The sequence below is a fragment of the Bacteroides sp. 3_1_23 genome, from assembly GCF_000162555.1.
Taxonomy (GTDB): Bacteria; Bacteroidota; Bacteroidia; order Bacteroidales; family Bacteroidaceae; genus Bacteroides; species Bacteroides ovatus.
Map to the genome: position 1 here is coordinate 13,815 of NZ_GG774950.1, position 19,959 is coordinate 33,773.

General features: G+C 42.2%; 14 protein-coding genes. 6 read left to right on the top strand and 8 right to left on the bottom strand.

What is annotated here, in order from left to right:
- Positions 1-2 precede the first annotated feature (2 nt).
- Entirely contained in the window at positions 3-1,100 is a 1,098-nt protein-coding gene (locus HMPREF9010_RS12395; RefSeq protein ID WP_004298064.1) for an SGNH/GDSL hydrolase family protein, read from the top strand.
- Between the two features lie 106 nt (positions 1,101-1,206).
- Here the strand turns inward: HMPREF9010_RS12395 and HMPREF9010_RS12390 are convergent, their stop codons facing one another.
- From HMPREF9010_RS12390 to HMPREF9010_RS12365, 7 genes are all read right to left on the bottom strand, one after another.
- On the bottom strand, positions 1,207-2,106 hold the full coding sequence (locus HMPREF9010_RS12390; protein ID WP_004298066.1) for a glycerophosphodiester phosphodiesterase family protein: 900 nt from the start codon (positions 2,104-2,106) through the stop codon (positions 1,207-1,209).
- A gap of 66 nt (positions 2,107-2,172) precedes the next feature.
- Positions 2,173-3,138 (bottom strand): glycerophosphodiester phosphodiesterase family protein, encoded by a 966-nt coding sequence (locus HMPREF9010_RS12385; protein WP_004311901.1) that lies wholly within the window; start codon positions 3,136-3,138, stop codon positions 2,173-2,175.
- Between the two features lie 70 nt (positions 3,139-3,208).
- On the bottom strand, positions 3,209-4,879 hold the full coding sequence (locus HMPREF9010_RS12380) for a PQQ-binding-like beta-propeller repeat protein (RefSeq protein ID WP_232284343.1): 1,671 nt from the start codon (positions 4,877-4,879) through the stop codon (positions 3,209-3,211).
- A gap of 29 nt (positions 4,880-4,908) precedes the next feature.
- Positions 4,909-6,303 carry a RagB/SusD family nutrient uptake outer membrane protein gene (locus HMPREF9010_RS12375; RefSeq protein ID WP_004322543.1) on the bottom strand — a complete coding sequence of 465 codons (1,395 nt, stop codon included), beginning with the start codon at positions 6,301-6,303 and terminating at the stop codon, positions 4,909-4,911.
- 10 nt (positions 6,304-6,313) lie between these two features.
- Positions 6,314-9,559: a TonB-dependent receptor gene (locus HMPREF9010_RS12370; protein WP_008648949.1), complete on the bottom strand. Its 3,246-nt coding sequence runs from the start codon at positions 9,557-9,559 to the stop codon at positions 6,314-6,316.
- Between the two features lie 294 nt (positions 9,560-9,853).
- A complete protein-coding gene (locus HMPREF9010_RS0124425) occupies positions 9,854-10,795 on the bottom strand; it encodes a FecR family protein (RefSeq protein ID WP_004311897.1) in 942 nt (313 codons plus the stop codon).
- Between the two features lie 149 nt (positions 10,796-10,944).
- On the bottom strand, positions 10,945-11,511 hold the full coding sequence (locus HMPREF9010_RS12365; protein WP_004298079.1) for an RNA polymerase sigma factor: 567 nt from the start codon (positions 11,509-11,511) through the stop codon (positions 10,945-10,947).
- Between the two features lie 394 nt (positions 11,512-11,905).
- On the opposite strand from HMPREF9010_RS12365, the gene HMPREF9010_RS12360 reads away from it, so the two are divergent.
- From HMPREF9010_RS12360 to HMPREF9010_RS12345, 4 genes are all read left to right on the top strand, one after another.
- Positions 11,906-12,529: an HU family DNA-binding protein gene (locus tag HMPREF9010_RS12360; RefSeq protein WP_008648950.1), complete on the top strand. Its 624-nt coding sequence runs from the start codon at positions 11,906-11,908 to the stop codon at positions 12,527-12,529.
- 257 nt (positions 12,530-12,786) lie between these two features.
- Positions 12,787-13,887, top strand: a complete 1,101-nt coding sequence (locus HMPREF9010_RS12355; protein ID WP_008648954.1) for an AraC family transcriptional regulator — start codon at positions 12,787-12,789, stop codon at positions 13,885-13,887.
- 210 nt (positions 13,888-14,097) lie between these two features.
- Positions 14,098-15,777 (top strand): leucine-rich repeat domain-containing protein, encoded by a 1,680-nt coding sequence (locus HMPREF9010_RS12350; RefSeq protein WP_008648956.1) that lies wholly within the window; start codon positions 14,098-14,100, stop codon positions 15,775-15,777.
- Between the two features lie 508 nt (positions 15,778-16,285).
- Positions 16,286-17,170 carry an NAD(P)-dependent oxidoreductase gene (locus HMPREF9010_RS12345; protein WP_008648958.1) on the top strand — a complete coding sequence of 295 codons (885 nt, stop codon included), beginning with the start codon at positions 16,286-16,288 and terminating at the stop codon, positions 17,168-17,170.
- Here HMPREF9010_RS12345 and HMPREF9010_RS12340 read toward each other — a convergent pair.
- Positions 17,153-17,941, bottom strand: coding sequence for an aspartate dehydrogenase domain-containing protein (locus HMPREF9010_RS12340; RefSeq protein WP_008648960.1), 789 nt, complete (start codon positions 17,939-17,941; stop codon positions 17,153-17,155). The two genes, HMPREF9010_RS12345 and HMPREF9010_RS12340, sit on opposite strands and share 18 nt — an antisense overlap.
- A gap of 278 nt (positions 17,942-18,219) precedes the next feature.
- On the opposite strand from HMPREF9010_RS12340, the gene HMPREF9010_RS12335 reads away from it, so the two are divergent.
- Complete coding sequence (locus HMPREF9010_RS12335; RefSeq protein ID WP_032852677.1) at positions 18,220-19,869, top strand: DUF6377 domain-containing protein; 1,650 nt, start codon at positions 18,220-18,222, stop codon at positions 19,867-19,869.
- The last annotated feature ends 90 nt before the right edge of the window (positions 19,870-19,959 follow it).

The following is a 19,959-nucleotide window of genomic DNA, read 5'->3' on the forward strand; positions in this document are numbered from 1 at the left end:
TTATGAAAAACTTAATACGAAATGTCTGGGTTTGCTTGGGGCTGATGGTGCTTCCCTTCACAGCCTCCGGACAACAAAAGGATAACATTACCTATGTGCCGGCTCAAGAGCTTTTACTGGTAGGCAAAGCAACTACCGAAGGCGAATACTTCCATCGGGTAGATACAGCCAAGTATCGTACAATGCCTCCCACAGTGAAGAAACTATTCACAAACTCTGCCGGTCTGGCTATCTCTTTTACAACGAATAGCCCCGTCATAAAAGCCAAATGGATGGTTCCTGATAATTACCAGTTACCCAATCTGACCAGAGTTGCTCAGAAAGGTCTGGATTTATATATCAAACGGGATGGAAAATGGCAATTTGCCGGAGTAGGGATACCGGGTGGTGTGACTACGGAAAAAGTGCTTGTTGATAATATGGGTACGGAAGAGAAAGAATGTTTGTTATATCTGCCTTTATATGATGAACTGAAAAGTCTGGAAATAGGTGTTTCTTCTGATGCACACATACGTAAAGGAGAAAATCCGTTCAAAGAAAAGATAGTGGTATACGGGTCCAGTATTTTGCAGGGAGCATCTGCCAGTCGTCCCGGGATGGCTTATCCGGCTCGTTTGTCCCGTAGCAGCGGATATAATTTTATCAATTTAGGATTGAGCGGAAACGGCAAGATGGAGAAAGAAGTTGCCGAGATGTTGGCGGATATTGATGCGGATGCTTTCATTCTCGATTGTATTCCTAATCCTTCTCCCAAAGAGATAACCGACCGGACTGTTGATTTTGTAATGACGTTGCGCCAGAAGCATCCGGATACGCCTATTATTGTGATACAGACATTGATACGTGAAACAGGTAATTTCAACCAGAAAGCTCGTGAGAATGTAAAACGACAGAACGAGGCCATCGCTGAACAGGTAGAAGTATTGCGAAAGAAGAATGTCAAGAACCTGTATTTCATAAAAGAAGATCAATTCTTGGGAACAGACCATGAGGGGACTGTAGATGGGACCCATCCGAATGACTTGGGATTCGACCGAATGTTGAAGAAATATAAACCGGCTATCAGTAAGATTCTGAAGATCAAATTCAAGGCTGAATAACAGGAATGAAAGATTATAACAGAGACAGATAGAAAAAATAAAGGTCAATTCATGGGGGTGAATTGGCCTTTTTCTTTTGCAAATGTGTTAAGTTGCTGTTGGTATTTTATAGTTTCCTTAAACCTTTATCTTCTAAGTATTTGATTAATTCTTGGGGACGATCAGTTTGTATCATAGTTGCCTTATGTTCCAGTATCCATCCCCAATGCTTATCTTTACCTTCTAATAGGGCGTTTTCGTCATCATGTCCACCGCATAGACTATCCCATAGAGTATTCATCCATACCCGGCTACCAGATTGTACAATTTTATCAATAACCTTTAAATTTGAAGTCTGTTCGTCTTTGAAGCAGAGTTCATAGGCTATTGGCGTAAAGTCTTTAATAAAACTTTCGGTCGCTTTTATATCTTCTTCTTTCCATAAATGAATGATAGGCATATAGAGCATACTGGTATTGGTTCCATATTCCTCTTGAACTTTCTCGACAGGATACCTTCCTTTTATAATCACTTGTTTTTCCATTCCACATTTTCGAATGATGGGAAGAATCTCCTTTATATATGTTCCGCCTTTATCTATATTGACCAGAATACGATCTTTACATGTCATTAACGCTTCTTCTAAAGTGGGTATGGATCGGCGGGTCTTTATACCGTTTCCACTTTTCAGCACAAATTGTTTTAGTTCTGTTGTCGTATAGTTTTTAATGGCGCCTTTTCCTGTTGAAGTGCGGTCTAGCGTTGCGTCATGCATACAAATAAAGTTGTTGTCTTTGGTTTGCTGAATGTCAAGTTCAACCATGTCTGCTCCCATAGCGATGGCATTCTCTATACATTGTATGGAGTTCTCCGGAGCATTCCTCCAGTCGCCGCGGTGAGCTATAACAAATACATATTGAGAATTCTTGTCGTGAAGATTCCTCAATAGTTTATCAATTCTGGATTCTGCTTCAGCAGATAATGAAACCAGAAGAACTGATAATAGAAATATAATTTTCCTTGTCATACGTGCTTTTCTTAAATAAAATGTTTTGATCTATATTTGGTACCTATGAAAAACTATCCTATAAAGTTATCTTAATCCTTTTTCTTTTAAATAAGAGTTGACAAGATCAGAGTAATCAGTTTGCACAACTTCTATTTTGTTATCTATAAAAGTTTGAAGGTGCGAATATTTACTATTCAGTAGGTCGCTATCCCAATCTAAATGATTGGCATAACCTACTAACTTGGCATCTTTAATAGCTCCCATTAGTTCAGTGAGAGATGCATTGTCTATTCCGAATTGTACCATTTGTACTTTACTGTAATATTTGGCGAGGACTTTTACTTCTGCCGCAGTGGATACCCATGGAAAAGGAATGGCTCCAGGGTTAATAGTATTCATTTCTTCAATATATGATGTACTGGAACCAGTATAATAGCAAACCTGGTCGATCATCCCTTTTTCTGCAACCGTTTTAATGATTTTACCTAAAAGACCCTTCTCTTTTACATCGACACAAACATAGATTTTGCCTTTCGCAGCATCCAATACTTCCTCAAGTGTAGGCACTTTGTATTCAGTGATACCTTTAGAACCTTTTAAAAAATATTGATAAAGAGTTTGATAAGTCATATTGGCTACAGCACCAGTTCCGTTTGTTGTAGCATTAATGGTTGTATTGTGCATATTTACGATTACTCCGTCAGAAGTAGCTCTAGGGTCTATTTCAATCATATCGGCACCGACTTCTATTGCATATTGGATAGCGGGAATAGAATTTTCAGGAATTCCGTCACGTATTCCCTTATAGGTGTTGCTACGATGAGCGCAAGTCCACATTTTCAGACTTGTGTTGCCGGAAAGATTCTTTAAGTCGGTTGTTAAACTTTTAGTGTCAGGTTCTTCACCTGGGTCCTCCGGGTCTTCATTATCATCCGGAGGAGTCGGCTGATTTTTGTTTTCATATTCATCATTGGAAGAGCCGCAACTGGTACACATCACTTGCCCGGATACAAGTAAGATGATTGCCAAAAGAAAAAATACTTTCTTCATAGTCTTTTTATTTTATTTATTAGATAATGTAGGATAGGTTATCGAAATAACCTATCCTGTTTGATTTGAATTATTTTACTGTAGCAGTGTGTTGAGCGTCTTTTGCACGCATCGGCCAGCCTGTTGTTGGTAATCCTTTCACATATTTGGATGACAGGGCCACTAATAAACTTTTCGATTCATCTTGAGTGTTAGTAATGGCCACATAGATAGTCCCGTCTGCATCCACTACCGGTGAACTCCAGAATTTGCCTTGTGTTGCAGCCCATTCGGATGCATAAGCACTTTCGCTGTTAGCAATTGCTCCGGCCACATCAAGTACGGCAATAGCGTCAGTACCATTTGCGTCAAGGATATAGAAATTACCACGTTCCGTACCGAACAAGATATGTCCATCCTTATCAATAACAGGAGTACTGCTGACACTTTCTGATATCTCATATTGCCATTTGATAGTTCCACCTGCTGACAATGCAACAATTCCGCCAGGCATATCTCCCTGACTTTTCAATGAGGCATATACAGTGCCATCTGTGCCGATAACGACTCCTCCCTGATCTTGTTTGCCGGTATTCTCAATAGGGGTAGTCCAACGTACACTACCGTCACTGGCAACGGAATAGATGGTAGTAGTCAGATCAGATGTATAAATCATGCCATATACATTTCCTTCATTGTCTATGGCCATTGATGCATGACAGCCGCTGTTCAAACCACTGTCAAATGCTCTCCATGCCCATGGGCTGAAAGTATTGTCATCTTTAGCCATAGTAGCTTTTGCTACACCAAACATTCCGTAGTTGGTACACATGATATACATCATTCCTTGTTTGGAGATAACAGGACCTGCATAAACACCTCCGGCAGGACCGCTGGTACCATCTGCGTTAGTTAAATAGCTAACACGGTTTCCTGTTGTTTTGTCTACCGCAATCATTGAACCGGTGCTTCCCCCATTACCACAGTATACATATTTATCATCAAATGCTGGTGACACACTACGCATTTTGGCATTGGCGGCGTTACCTTTATTCCAGAAACCGGTAGTCGGATCATTGAAAGTAATCCATTTCTTATTTCCATCAGGATTGATAGCAAATAGTTTACCATTGCTTCCGTCACCTGTGCCAATGTAGATTGTACCATCCGTATCTACAGACGGTGTCATGTTTGAGCCTCCTGTTGCCTGCGCTCCCCAAGATGGATTAGTCATGTCGAATGACCATTTTTCAATACCTGAAGTTACATCATAACTATGTAATATGTGGTCATTACTATTGATGTAAACCGTTTTTTCATCAGGAGAAAGAGCGGCGGAATTGGAAACTAACTTGGCTAAATGAGTGGAGGAGGTCCATAGTAATGTGAGGTCTCCTTTTTCTACTACTTTATCGGTAATTTCAATTGTTTTCCGGTAGAGGTTCGATCTTCCACTGCTGTCGGTTATGGTCAAACTAACAACAAATATACCTTTCTCATTGTACATGTGCTTCGGGCTTTCTTCGGTAGAAGTCGTTCCGTCCCCGAAATCCCATACATAAGTAAAGTTGCCACTACCTCCATAAGATGCGTTAGTGAATTGTATTTCACCTTCTATTTGCCCTCTTTCGGGAGCGATTGAGAAAGTTGCGGAAGGAATGTCTTTCCCGGCATTGTCTTCGTTGCTGCATGCGGCAAATAATAAAAGACAAACAATATATATGAACGGACATATCCGTACTTTATTTTTAATAGTTGTCATACACATAATAATCATTTAAGGTTTTGTTATTAATTTCCTGTATATCCCGCATATCCGGGATTTTGTGGGTAGGCTACCGTACCGGCCATGTCAATCTCATCTTGAGGAATCGGATAATACATCAGATAAGTACGACCATCAAGTGTTTCTAGCAATTCTAAGCGATTTGTACGTTTGATGTCCTGCCAGCGCATGCCTTCAGCATAAAATTCACGACGGCGTTCGTCCAAGATCAATGTCTGATATTCTTTGTCCGATAGAGCTTTGATTGCTGCTTCACTTGGAGCGGTAGTATATCTTTTTTTCATATATTCCACTAATGCGGCGGCTCCGTTCGTTTTTCCGAGAGCTTCGGCTTTTATCAGATACATTTCTGAAATACGGGAGATTACTACCGGTGTGCAGGTATAATCTGACGTTTCCGCCAATTGATAAGTTCCATTCGGATATTTGATTACGCGGTTGGCATCTTGGCTGGTGAATGTGGCTTTTAACCGTACGTCTCCTTTGCGTGAAAGAGTATTATCATCAGCAAAAAGACTATTATAACACCAATCAGATGGAGCATAATTCCATGAACCGTCCGTGTCATTAACGTATAATGTGAAGTTTAGAGGACTGGATGCTCTTGAATTATTAACATAGGCAAATATAATTTCCGGACTTGAACTTCCTGCAACCCAATTTTTAGAGAAATCCATAGCGGTGGATGCGAGCGAGAAACTGGAATTAGCTAATACTGCTTCTGCATAGTTTGCAGCATCCGTCATCTTGTTCTGGAAAAGAGCTACACGTGCAGCAAGTGCATTTGCTGCGTCAGAAGATACGTACCATTTGGAATCTGCTTTTGACAGTAAGCGGATAGCTTTACCCAAATCTTCTTCGATGAATGTCCATACTTCAGCTTCCGGAGAGATAGGAACCACCTCTTTTGAACGTTTACGCAGGATGGGGACATTTCCATAATGAGAGGCCAGACGATAATAAATAAATGCACGGAAATAGTAAGAGACACCACCTACTTTTTTCATAAGAGCACTTTCTTTATTTTCGGAAGCTTCATAAGTTTCTACGAGAAAATTGACCTGATGCAATGTTGTAAATGAGTTTCTCCAAAAGGAGAGAATGTTAATTGCCTGATTGGTATACGAGGGAGACATTTCGCATGGGTCTGTAATTTGACCTCCTCCAGGACCTGCTTTGAAATTTTCCCCTTGTATATCATCCAACCACCAGAAAGTGAATGTATAATTTTCCATAGTGGCGTATACTCCATTTAATAGCTTTTCGAGATCATCATCCGTCAAGGCTGATTGAGGAATTGCATGTCGGGGGCTGATGTCGTCCAGCCAGTCAGAACAGCTCGTGCCGAGTACAGTTATGGTCATTAAAACCAGAGTGAATAATAGTTTTATATTTTTCATATCGTTAGTTTTAGAAGTTAATGCTTGCACCTATGATAAAACTCTTTAATGTGGCTTGTTCTCCGAAATCTGCTCCGTAGCTGTTGCCTGTCGGATTACTTTCGTATGAGAATTCCGGATCATATCCGGAATATTTGGTCAGTGTAAAAAAGTTGTCGAGAGAAACAAAGATGCGAGCTCCCGTTACATGTATTTTTGACAACAGAGAATGAGGAAGGCTATATCCCAATGTGATGGTTTTGAATTTGAAATAAGAAGCATCTTCCAGATAGCGGGTAGAAACAAGATTGTTTCCGAAACCGCCGGTGAACGTGCCTGCCAAAGTAGGGCGTGGAACAGTGTTGCTAGTTCCTTCTCCCCTCCAGTAATGGTTGGCGGCATATTTTGATATGTTATAGAATTGTTCCGAATCGACCAGTGTGCCATTTTTGTAACCTTTGATACTGCTGGACGCCAAGCCGAGATGTTCCGTACCTTCTGTTCCCCCGCAGCCTTTCCATGCTGACAGGATTTTACCTCCGGCTGCAAATTGGCAGAAAATGGATAAGTCGAAGTTTTTCCAGTTCATAGTCGAAGTGATACCACCATAAATGTCAGGTGTAACCTTTCCTACATACATGCGGTCATCGTCTGTGATGTCTCCGTCATTGTTGTAGTCAAAGTACTTACAATCACCGGCACGTACTCCTTTTGCGTAGAGTTTGCTTGGTACTTCCTGGTCGGTTTGATAAATACCATCCTGACGCAACATATAGAAAGCACTAACCGGTTTACCTACCATTAAAGCATGCATTACTTTACCGGTATTGGCACCACCACCGTTGATTTTCATATCAAGTACTCCATCCAATGACAATAGTTTGTTTTTTGTATAGGAGAGGTTAGTAGCAAGCTCCCATTTAAAAGGACCATCGAATATTTTACCGCTCACCATCACTTCCAATCCTTTGTTCTCCAGCGAGCCGATATTGGCTGTCCGGGTAGTATATCCTGTTGTAGCAAGTGTACTGATATTATAAAGTAATCCGCTTGTCTTTTGATAGTATCCGTCTACAGATAGCGCCAGTCGTCCGTTGAATAGCTCTGCGTTGATTCCGACATTCACCTGATTAGCTTTCTCCCAGATAAGATCCGCAGCATCTGCTCCGATTTTAAAACCGGATGAACCATTATAGGAATTTCCTCCCGAAGTTACTAATGACATAGCTGCCCAGTTACTGATACCATCCATACTGCCAGTCTTACCCCAACTGGCTCGTAGCTTTAAGTCATTCAGTGGCGTGCCTTTAGGGAAAAAAGGTTCGTTGATAATCCGCCACGCGAAAGAAGCAGAAGGAAATGTTCCATAACGTTTATCTTTTGAGAAACGTGAAGAACCGTCACGACGCATCGTTACATTTAAGATATAGCGATTATCCCAATTCAGGGCGGCACGTCCGAAATAAGATTCGAGTGCATATGCATTATATCCGATACTACCTGCGTAGATGTTAGAACCGGAATTTATCAGACCGAAGCTGGAAGAAGGATAAGCACCGTTTGCGTAATTATCACTATAAGCCCCAAAAGTTTCATAATTATACTCTTCGTATGAGTGACCAAGCATTGCTGAATAAGTTAGTTTATCCCAACTATTTTCATACGAAATTACGTTGTCTATAACATATCGGTAACTTACATTTTTCTGTTCGCTAAGTGCGCCCCATCCTGCATTTTTGGAACGTGCGTCATGTTTCTCTGAAATTGTTTTCTTTTCTTCATCAAGAATACCGTATATGCTGAATGAGGGGGTGTATTTGAGTCCTTTGATAGGAGTAATATCAAAACTAAGGGCAGCTACTCCTTGTTTCTTATGTACAGTCCAGTCTTCTTCATTAATCAGCATAACGGGATTATGACGACATAATTCTGTTGACATCACTGTATAGCCTCCATCTTCCCGATAAGCTCCAATCCATGGTTGTTCTTCACGGGCAGTACGAATCACTTTCAAACTGGTAGATGACTCTTCCACTTTATCGAAACGGCTGTAAGATCCTGTGAGATTCAGATTCAGTTTAAACCATTTGTTCAGCTGATGAGTAAATTTTGCCCGTAGGTTGGTTTGCTGGAATCCGCTGGTACGGATGATACCTTGTTGGTCGTTAAATCCCACAGAGGTGAAAAAGGTAGTTTTCTCATTACCTCCCGAGAGATTGATAGATGCCGTAGTAGAGTGTGCTATATCACGTTGAATGAGTCCGAGCCAGTCTGTTTCGGTAATCCGGTCGGGGATAAAGAATGATTTTGTGTCCTTCTTCTGCACATTCCAATTATCTACGGCTGCTTGCATAGTACGAGTATATTCTGCTACATTTGCCATTGGTATATCGTTGGCAATCCATCCAAGGCTGTGGCGTACACTGGCATTTACGCGTGTTTTACTGTTGGTGTTCCCCGATTTTGTGGTGATGATGACAACACCGTTGTTAGCTCGCGAACCATAGATGGCAGCAGCTGAAGCATCTTTCAATACGTCCATGCGTTCGATGTCGTTGGGGTTTAGCATAGGCATTGATTCACTGGGAACTCCATCGACCACATACAATGGGGTGCTGTTACCTGTGATGGATGCAATACCGCGTACCCGTACACTCGGTTGTTCACCGGGGGTACCGCTGGCAGAGGCTACATTTACACCAGGAGTACGACCTTGCAGCATTTTAGCTACATTGTAGTCACTGCCTTGGTCCAGATCATCCACTTTCAGGCTACTGATAGAAGTAGTTACTAGTTTTTCGGACTGGGAGCCATAGCCGACTACAACTATCTCATTTAATGCAATGCTACTTTCTTTCAAATATATTTTCAGATTGTTTTTATTGCCGGCTTTCACTTGTTGTGAGTCAAATCCAATATAAGATACTGTTAGTGGTTGGTTAGGATCTGCTACAATGGTAAAGTTTCCGTTAATATCTGTAATGACTCCGGTTCCTTTTCCTTGCATGACATTGGCGCCAATAATAGGAATTCCACTTTCATCTAGTACGGTTCCTTTAATCGCTCTCTTTTCATTACTTCTTTGTTCTGTCTCCTGCTTTACCAATACGATGGTGTTGTTGGTAAATGAATAAGATATATTCAAAGGAGTAAATACCTGTGAGAGCGCTTCGCTGATAGGTTTCTTTGTGCAGCTAATTGTCGCTTTAGTCTGATCGTTAAGAACATGATTTCGGTATACAAAAGTATATCTCGTTTGCTGTTCTACTTGTTTCATGAAAGTTTTTACCGTGCCATTTTTGATATGAATGGACACATTTCCTTCTTGGGCAAACACTCCCGAAGGGAATAAAATTATAGCAGCGGATAAAATGGTAAAGTTTCTAAAAATAAGGCTGTTCCGCAGTTTCCTTCTCAATAAAAATGTTAACTTTGTGATATTCATAGTTGATAATGTTTTGATGTATAAAATTTTATCGACTTCCATACAACCAAAGGATTGGGCGATTCTTTGGTTGTTCTTTTTTGATTTTAACTACTATGTGTTTTCCATAAGCTCCTTTCTTTTAAATTAGTAAATAGTTATTATATCTTTATGTATCTCGTACTTAAATCCGTATTGTATGCTTAAGGATCTTATGACATTCTGTATACTTTCGTTTCGGAAAGATCCCGATAGTAAATCTTGTGCGATTTGCTTATGATGCAATCTGATTTCCACCCCATACCATCGTTCTATCTGGGCTATTACATCAATTAATGGTGTGGATTCAAAGATGAGGTAATTATCTCTCCATCCGGCTTCAACATGGGCATCCGCTTTGCTTATTCGTAGTGTTCTGTCCATAGCGGAATAGGTTGCCTTTTGTCCAGGTGAAAGCGTATATTCATGGGGAAGTGAACCACCTGATATTCTGATTCGTCCGCTAAGTAAAGACGTTTCTACAATGTCTTTTTTATAGGTCTTTACATTGAATGAAGTTCCTACTACTTCAATTTGCAGATCGTTGATTATTACCTTGAATGGGCAATCGGGATTCTTGGCAACATCGAAAAAGGCTTCTCCTGATAGTTTGACGAGGCGTTGCTTGGAGTTGTTTACATCATATTCCAGGTTTGTAGCCGCATTTAGATGTACAAATGTACCATCAGGGAGAGCCATTTCTGCTTTACTGCCAGCTCTAACTGTTACAGCAACCATTTGACTTTCCGGGTTATTCATCCATGTATAAAGTCCAAAAGAGGATGATAGGATGATAGCGATAATGGCAGCATATTTCATATATTGCAGCCAACGGCGTCTCCAAATGATTTGTTGTAGTTCCTTTCGAATTTGCTTTTTCATCATAGGAGGCATCTTTATCTCTACTGTGTCGTTTTCCATATCTATCATGGTATTCCATAACTCTTCGTCAGGTATGTTGTTGAGTTCATTTCTGAACTTTCCAATATCGGAAGAGGTGATTCCTTTTTCGATGTACTGGCAATATAACTTTTTAAATTGTGGACTCATATTATTGGTGTTTCTATAGGTTATACGTAAATACATAAAGGGAGTACTAGACTTTTTTTATGTTGTAGAGCATAGAAAAAGTTAGGAATAGTAGGTGTTTGTAGAGTTTTGTGGAGTTTTAATTATTCCTACTGAAAGTGTTATTCTTGTTACAGGAAGAAAATAAAGAGAATATTATATTTCATCATTTCGCTGCGAAGAATCTTCAGGGCGGAAGTCAGATAGTTTTTCACCGTTTGTTCGGAGAGATCCAGTTGTTCGGCTATTTGCTTGATGGGGATATGTTTCTCCCTGCTTAATTCATAAATCTCGTGTTCCCGTTGTGACAGAACTTTCTTCGATTGTTGAAGTTGTTGCAGGAATTCGTCGTACAATAAGATATCTTCCGGCGATACGTCAGTTGCCTGGTTCTCGCAATACTCCATAAAGTCTTCGAATTGCAGTTCGTTGACTTGTTTGCGGAAATAATCGATTACCTGATGTTTGGCAATAGTGAAAATAAAGGCTTGCAGATTGCCGAAGCTATTCAACTGGTTACGGTTGTCCCATAGGCGTAAAAAGGTATCCTGAACAATATCCTGTGTCAGGGAACGATTTTTTAGTTGTTTAAGAACAAAGCTGTAAAGTCGGTCGGCATAGGCTTCATAAATCTGTGTAAAAGCCTGGTAGGAGCCGTTGCGTAGTTCTTTTATGCACTGTATTTCGTCTATTTTCATCCTTTCTGCAATAGAAGTAGGTCGGGCAAATGTACTGAAATAATTTAGAAATCAACAAATCTATGTGAATAAATAAAGAGAAACCGATGTCCGGTAGTTGGCAGATGAATTTTATTTTGCAATCATATTACAATCATATATTGAGCTTTATTGTGCCGTCTCTTGCTTTCCGCTAATTAATTTTGTATCTTTACTGTTTTTTACCCTTGTAAAGACAGGTGGTCACCTTATGCAGTGATAAATATCACCTTATAAGGTGACATTAGGCTGTTTACAAAGTGACTATTGTCCCGTTACAATCGGACAACTACCCGAGTGCATAAACAATGATAAATCTCTGCACTGAAAATCTTTATTCTCTGCACTGAAAAGTCTTAAATATAACAATAAGATTATGGCCTTTTACAATTTAAAGAAGAAGCCTGCCTTGACTACTAAGGAAGGAGAAACGGAAACAATGTATGCCGACATTGTCTACAGTGGAACGATTCCGGCAGAACGATTGATCCGTGGTGTTGCTAAGAGAACCGGATTTAAGGAAGGAGTGATAGAAGGTATCCTGATGGAACTGAAAGACGATGTATTGCAATATCTGGGTGAAGGATACCGCGTCGAATTGGGAGAGTTCGGTTTCTTTTCAGCCAAAGTGAAAGCTTCCCGATTGGTAGCAAATAAGAATGATATTCGTTCTGAATCCGTAGCTTTCAACGGGGTGAATTTCCGTGCTTCCAAGAGTATGCGTGTAGGTATTCGCGGAGATTTGGAGCGTAGAAAGTGTGTCGATTTCAACACTTCGCGTAAGTGGGACAGAGACAATCTGAAGAAACTCGTCCTGCAATATATCGGAGAGCATGGCTTCATCACAAGAGCCACTTATACGCAACTTACAGGACGCCTGAAGAATACTGCATTGGACGATCTTAAATCTTTTGCAGCCGAAGGCATTATCAAGCGAGAGGGACGGGGTAATCAGATGCATTTCATTGCACCGCCACGAAAGGAACCGGATGGCGAGTAGTGAAATCTAACGGAATATCGATGGAAATCTTTGTCGTACAAGATTGGAGATTGGGAACAGAACAGAGAAATGAAGAGGTAGTATCTACCCGAATGGATTGAATCAGTGCAAAATGTGGTATAAGTATGATGTATGGCTAAAAAAATACAGTACCTTTGGCTGTGAATACAGGTAAAACGGTGATGAGGTGTCTATGAAACAGACTTACAGTGGATTTCTCGTCCGAATGTTGTTTGACCGATAACACAGACTATAATATGTTGGATATCATATACTACTTCAATATCTTCGGTTGTCTGACGATGGGGATGGCTCTGCTGTTGATTCAAACAGCCCCACAGCTGATAAACCCGCACTACCGCAATGCCAAACGATTCCTGGGTATTGCATCGATTATCGTGGCTCTGTGCAATGCGCTTATCCTTTACAACAGGGTGCAGGAGAGTGTTGCCGAGATATTTGCAATGCCTGTGCTCGTTGCGGCACAGTTGCAGGCGGCGCTTTTTACTTTTATCGTACTGATACTTTTTCATTCACCATACGTTTGCCGGCGAAATATTTTGCGACACCTCTGCCCGACATTGTTTTTTGTGGGACTCTATCTATTAACGATACTTCTATTTCCTGATGTGAGGATCTATTCGGTGGATGAGTATATAGCGAATATCACGAATCCGGTTCTTTTGTTAAGAACTGTATTTGCGGCTACTTATCTGACACAGATCGTGATTTACGTCCGTTTATTCCGGCGTGAGCAACGGAATTATATGGCCAAGATTGAGAACTATTTCTCCGACACCGACAAATATGAATTCCGGTGGGCTTCGAGACTGTTCTACGAGGCTGCCTGCATCGGTATTGCCGTTCTGGTGTTCAGTATATTTCCTGCCCCGTTATTCGACGGAATAATCACGGTGGTGATTACAGTGTACTACTTTGACTTTGGAGTGAGGTATATCAACTACCAATACAAACTTTACTATGAGGCTTTGCCCGCGATAGAGGAGAAGGAAGAGTCGCAGCCGGCAAAGGAGAGTGAAGGAGACAGGGAACTGGAAGATGAAATGGCAAAACTATTATTGTATCTCCAGCAGGGTGTTGTGCTGGGCGACTATGCCGAGGCTCTGCATATCCCGGAACGGAAACTATCTGTATTCATCAATTCGACTTACGGGGTGAGTTTCAAACGTTGGGTGAACAATAAACGGGTAGAATACGCCACAGAGCAAATGGCGAAACATCCGGATTATACAATGGAGAGAATTGCCGAGCTTTCGGGTTTTGCCCACAAAAGCCATTTCTGTAAAATCTTCCGGGAGATAACAGGGGGATCTTTTACCGAGTACAAAAATAGATAACACCTCCAAGCTGTTGTATATTTGGCGATACAGCTTGTTCCAACATACAATAAATCCACAAAAAAACACTTGTGTTGCACGTTTCGACGGCAGATATGCGTAAACGTGCACCCATCATCCAAAATTTTCATTATATTTTTGCTGCGTAGGGCATAAACCGCTCTGCGCTTTTTTTGTTTTCCCATGAATATTAATCAAATATAAAACAACATGAAAAAGATTTTTTCTTTGTTAGTGCTATGTGCAACAGTAGTCTTTGCTTCGTGCAGCAAGGACGATCCGGTAACGGATCCCGTGCCGGAAGGTATCGTCGTCACCACCTACGACGCCCTGCTCGACGCCCTGCAGACGGGCGGCACCTCGGCCGATGCCCCGACACTCATTACGCTGGGCGGCAACATCACGATACCTGCGGGAGGTGACTACGACACCCCTCCCATAAACGGCAGCGGCCACTTCAAGATAGACGGCGGCGGCCACACCATCACCTGGGAAAGCACCGCCAACAGCTACTACCGCCTCGGCAATTCCAGCCCCGACGACGATGCCGTTTATATCGAACTCACCAATATCAATCTGGTCCGACAAGGTATGAACTCCGCGGTAGCTGTTCTCAACGGCAGGATTACGCTGGGCAAAGACGTGGCATTGAACGGGCAATATGAAAACATGATTCTGGCTTCCGGCGAGAAAGCGGCATTGGAGCTGGGCGACGGCTGCGAATTGTCTTACACGACAGACCGTTCGTACTGTGTAAGCGTCTGGAATGGCGCCACCCTCGTGCTGAACGGGGGAAAGACCGCTGCCGGGGCTTACATAGACCTAGGCCGCAATTTTGACCCGGCCGCCTCCCATCCCCTTATCTCCGTTCCGAAAGCCCTCACGGGTGATGTGCAACTCCTTCTCACCATGACCGGTGTAACCTCCATCGCCCAAGGTGCCGGTGGTTACCAACTGACGCAGGCGGACTGCGACCGTCTGAAAGTGAATCCGGAGTCAATGGTCAGCCTCTATGGAGAGCCGCATCAGAAGTACGACGACAACTTCGAGCTTTACCTCGACCCGGCGGCGGAACATCAAATCAAGCTGCGCCGGAAGAATTTCACACCCCCCACTTCCGGCAACATCGACATGACCTTCATGACTGCCGACGAAGCGCAGCTAACCATCCGTGCCGCCGTCGCCGCAGGCTTCATCGAAATCAAGCTGACGGGCGAACTTTCCAAAACAGGAATTGGCGGTAACTGGGGTACATTTATCAATAATAAAAAAATCACGAAATGCGACCTCACCGGAGTGACGGACTGGGGTAGAACGCCAACTCTGCCCGATGTCGCCTTTGCGAATTGCACCGCCTTGCAGGAGGTGACGCTGCCCGGTGATATGAAGGTAATCGGAGGTAGTGCTTTTTCAGGTTGCGCTGCGCTGACTACGGTGAATCTTTCGCAGGTTACCTGGATTAATCTAAACGCATTCTGGGGATGCACTTCATTGGAGACGCTCGCTTTGGATAATGTGACTGCGATAGGCCAGGAGGCTTTCTACGGATGCACGGGCCTCGAAACGCTCAAAATACCGAAGTGTACCCAGTTCGGCAATTATATCGTATCGGGCTGCAAAGCTCTCACCCGGATAGAAGCTACCGCAGCCGGAGATTTCGTTGACATAAGTGATGGTCGCAGCAGTATAGAGCGCACCGCCGTTTTTCACAACAGAGACAGTCATTACGGAGATAGCGCATTCAATCCCGCCAAGTGCGACCTCGTGCTGAACGCCGACAAGAAGCAGGGTGGCAATGCCACCCCCAAAGTCTTCAGCGACAACGAATGGCTTATGATGCCCAACGGCCAACTCATGAGATGGAATAGCATCACCTTTGCGCAGCAGTAATCCGCGCCTTTCCCGAAGTTGAACTTCGAGGCGGTCTGATTTATTTTGGGAAATCCAATTTTATGCCTGATGCGGTAGACGACATATGTTGTCGTAAAAAGATTATATCTTAATTAGTAGTCGATTAAAAACGCTCTGCCATTGGCAGATTACAAAATATATCTCCGCCCAACTTGCAAAAAGGGTCCCTACTGTCAAATTGCAGGGATCCTTTTGCTTTATACAATTTACTCCGCATGACTTAGGAAAGCTGTCCTCTGTCAAAAGGAAGATTATCGAATAACGGAGTTTTTTTTACTGTCGAATTGTATAAAAACTGGTCGTGAGTTTGTTTCCTGAGAGAATTTTGTTACTTTTGTATTCGAAAGAGTTACTTGAAGATACAACTCTGCAAATCGCTAAAATGCGCACAGTTACCAAATTGTTATCTCTCAATTCCTCAAATTATGCAAAGTGTTTATTCTTCAATTGGTTATCTTAACCGCGAATAATCTAAAATAAAAAAACGATGTTTCAGAAACTTGTAGCTATAGAGCCGGTCAGTCTGGTTCCGTCGGCCGAAAAAGCGTTGTATTCATTTGCCGGTCAGGTGGTGATGTATCCTGACATACCCGCGAATGATGATGAAATCATTGCCCGTATCGGAGATGCTGATGCGGTGCTTTTGAGTTATACCTCCCGTATCAACCGGTATGTACTCGAGTGTTGTCCGAATGTGAAATACATTGGAATGTGTTGTTCACTCTATTCTCCCGAAAGTGCCAATGTCGATATTCGCTATGCTAATGAACGGGGTATCACGGTGACAGGTATTCGGGATTATGGTGACGAGGGAGTAGTGGAATATGTAGTCAGTGAGTTGGTGCGCTGTTTGCACGGCTTTGGGCAGGAATCGTGGGAGGAGTTGCCTCGTGAGATCACCGGATTGAAAGTCGGAATAGTCGGACTGGGTAAGTCGGGCGGCATGATAGCGGACGCTTTGAAGTTCTTTGGTGCTGATATTTCATATTATGCCCGCAGTGAGAAAGAAGCAGCTACTGCCAAAGGATATCGCTTTTTGTCATTGGGGAAACTCCTTGCAGAGAGTGAAGTCATTTGTTGTTGCCTTAATAAAAATACGATTCTGTTGCACGAAGAGGAATTTAAGCAGATGGGTAACCGGAAGATCTTATTCAATACCGGTTTGTCGCCGGCATGGGATGAGGCTGCTTTTACTGAATGGCTGGAAGGTGATAACCTTTGCTTTTGTGACACGATAGGTGCATTGGGGGGTGAGCAACTTCTCGATCATCCGCATGTACGTTGTATGCAGGTGTCTACTGGCCGCACGCGTCAGGCGTTTGACCGCCTGAGCACAAAAGTGTTGGCCAATCTGTCAGAATACAATGGGTGAAGCGATATTAATCAGGGTGCTCACTACTGACCACCCTGCAATATCCGATGTGGCACTATAAATGTCTACTACGGCATGCACCTGGTCGTTTTTGATTTCTACTCTTTGCGTATCTCCCACAAATCCGGGAGTAGACTGTATGGATACCTGCATGTTCTCCGGACCGACAGAAGCTCGTGAGGCGGCAACTGTAACATTCACTTTGGTTGGAAAGAGGCGAATAGCTTCCGCAGCACTACCGGAGAAAACAGTACGTTGCTCCGTTTGCAAGGAATCATCATAAACGGGAGTTCCTTTGAGTCCATTAGGACCTTTTTCATTGAAGAAGCGGGCCGTCGTATTTCCCATCAGAGAGGCAGTTCTTAAAACATCGAATCCACCGGTAGCTCCGGATGCAATATAGACCCGTGTACCATTTGCTCTGGCGGTTTCTGTCACTTCCTGATAGAATGTCTCGTCTGCCAAAGCACCGATAGACAAGGTAATGACAGAGGTTCCGTTTCTCAATGCCGGCAAAGCCAATTCCCGCATAGCGGCAGGAGAGGCCGATTCCACCAGATAATCTGGTTTTAATGCCAATAACTCTTCCAATGTGGCGCAAGCAATGCAAGGCTTGCCATGTTGCTGCATTTTATGAACGATGTGCGCTGCTTTTGAAGCTGTACGCGAATAGACACCTACCAAGTCATAATCTGGTAATAAGCCTTTGACAACTGCATCCGCAACGATTTCTGCAAGTCGTCCACATCCTACAATGACTAACTTTTTCATGCAACAAAGATAATACTTTTATTGGTAAGAGCTTCGGTTGGTAATATGGTATTTATTTTCATCAGGTATGTATCCGGGAATGGATTTGTCTGATAGAGTAAGACTCATTTTTATTAATGATAATGTAACACATACCCTGTCTGGCTCCTGTTTTTTCCTTATAATAGACTGTTTGTTCCTTTAATTTATGAACTATTTATAGTTAGGTTACAAAGATTTTCTATACATTTGTCCGGTTAATCTCTATCATCTCATACTCACTAAAGTCTATCCGCCTAATGAAAAAGAACTGTCTACTCTGCTTTTTGCTCTTCTTTTCCTGCCATTCAGCTTTTGCTGGTGAAAGCTTGGATTCATTGTTGAATGTGCTTGATAAAACGATTAAGGAAGCCGATACTTATGTGCAAATTAAAGAGAACAAACTCCATGAGCTGAAAAAAAAAGCACGAAAGACATCTCCCTTTTCTGTAGAACGCTATAATTTGAATAATGATATTTATCTTGAATATAAAGCATATAGTTCCGATTCCGCACTCCATTATCTGAATGAAAATATGCTGTTGGCCCGCCAGTTGAATGACAAAGAGAGGGAACTTAAAATTCAATTGGAGCTATCCTATCTGTTATCCTCCATTGGAATGTATATGGAAGCAGCAGATATACTTAACTTGATTGATCGTCAGACACTGCCATCGTCTCTTTTGGGATATTACTATACTTGCTACGAGCATGTATATTTCGAAGCAGGAGCGGCACAACCCCGTTATAAGATGTTTGCTTCCCGTTATGCTAAATTGAGCCATGCATACCGTGATTCCATGCAGGTTACTTTAGATCCATCTTCGGCTACATATCTGTGGTTGCGTGAGACGCAACTAAGAGAAGCCGGAAAATATGATGAGGCTCTTGAGTTCAGTGACCGTCGGCTTGCGGAGGCTTCTTTTGGTACCCCTCAATATGCATTAGTGGCCTATCAGCGTTTCCGCCTTTTTGAGAGCATGGGCAAGAAAGACGAGCATTTGTATTATTTGGTACTTTCAGCTATATCAGATGTACGTTCCGCCATTAAGGAGCAATCTTCTTTAATGGTACTGGCACAGGAACTGAATAGCAAAGGAGATTTGAAACGTGCCTATGACTATATCAATTTCTCATGGGAAATATCACAATTCTATAAAACGCGGTTGCGGAGCTGGATGAATATCACTCCGCTTTCCATGATTAACGGGAATTATCAGGATATTATCAAGCAACAGAATCGGGAATTACTGATCTATATTACGTGCGTAGCCTTGTTGGCGTTGTTATTGGTGATTGCATTAATCTATATCTACCGACAGATGAAGGCCCTTTCCATCGCCAAAAAAGGACTGCAGGAAGTAAACGAACGGCTCTTCTCGTTAAATGAAGAACTCGAGGAAGTGAACTGTCATCTTCGTTCTACCAATCTGGAACTTTCCGAGTCCAATCTTATTAAAGAAGCCTATATTGCCCGTTTCTTCAAATTGTGCTCTGTATATGTAGACCGTTTGCAAGCGTACAGAAAGTTGGTAAATAAGAAACTGCAACGCGGACAAGTGGCAGAATTACTCAAAATGACACATCTTAGTAATGACATTGTAACCGTTGAAGTACAAGAATTATATGCGAACTTTGATTCCGCTTTCCTGCATCTCTTTCCTAATTTCGTGGAATCTCTTAATGCCTTATTATTACCGGAAGAACAAATCGTATTGAAACCGGATGAATTACTGAACACCGAACTGCGTATTTTTGCTTTGATACGTTTAGGAATAAAAGACAGTTCTCAGATTGCAGAACTTCTGCATTACTCGGTGAATACGATCTATAATTATCGTTCAAGAGTGAAGACCAAAGCACGTGTTTCACGAGATGATTTTGAAGATTTGGTGGCAAAAATCCGTTAATAAAATCTGTGCCGAATCTACCTTTTAATGTGAGCTTGTTAAGTCTTAATGTGTTTATTATCAGGTAGTTATTTCTTTGAGTGGATTGTA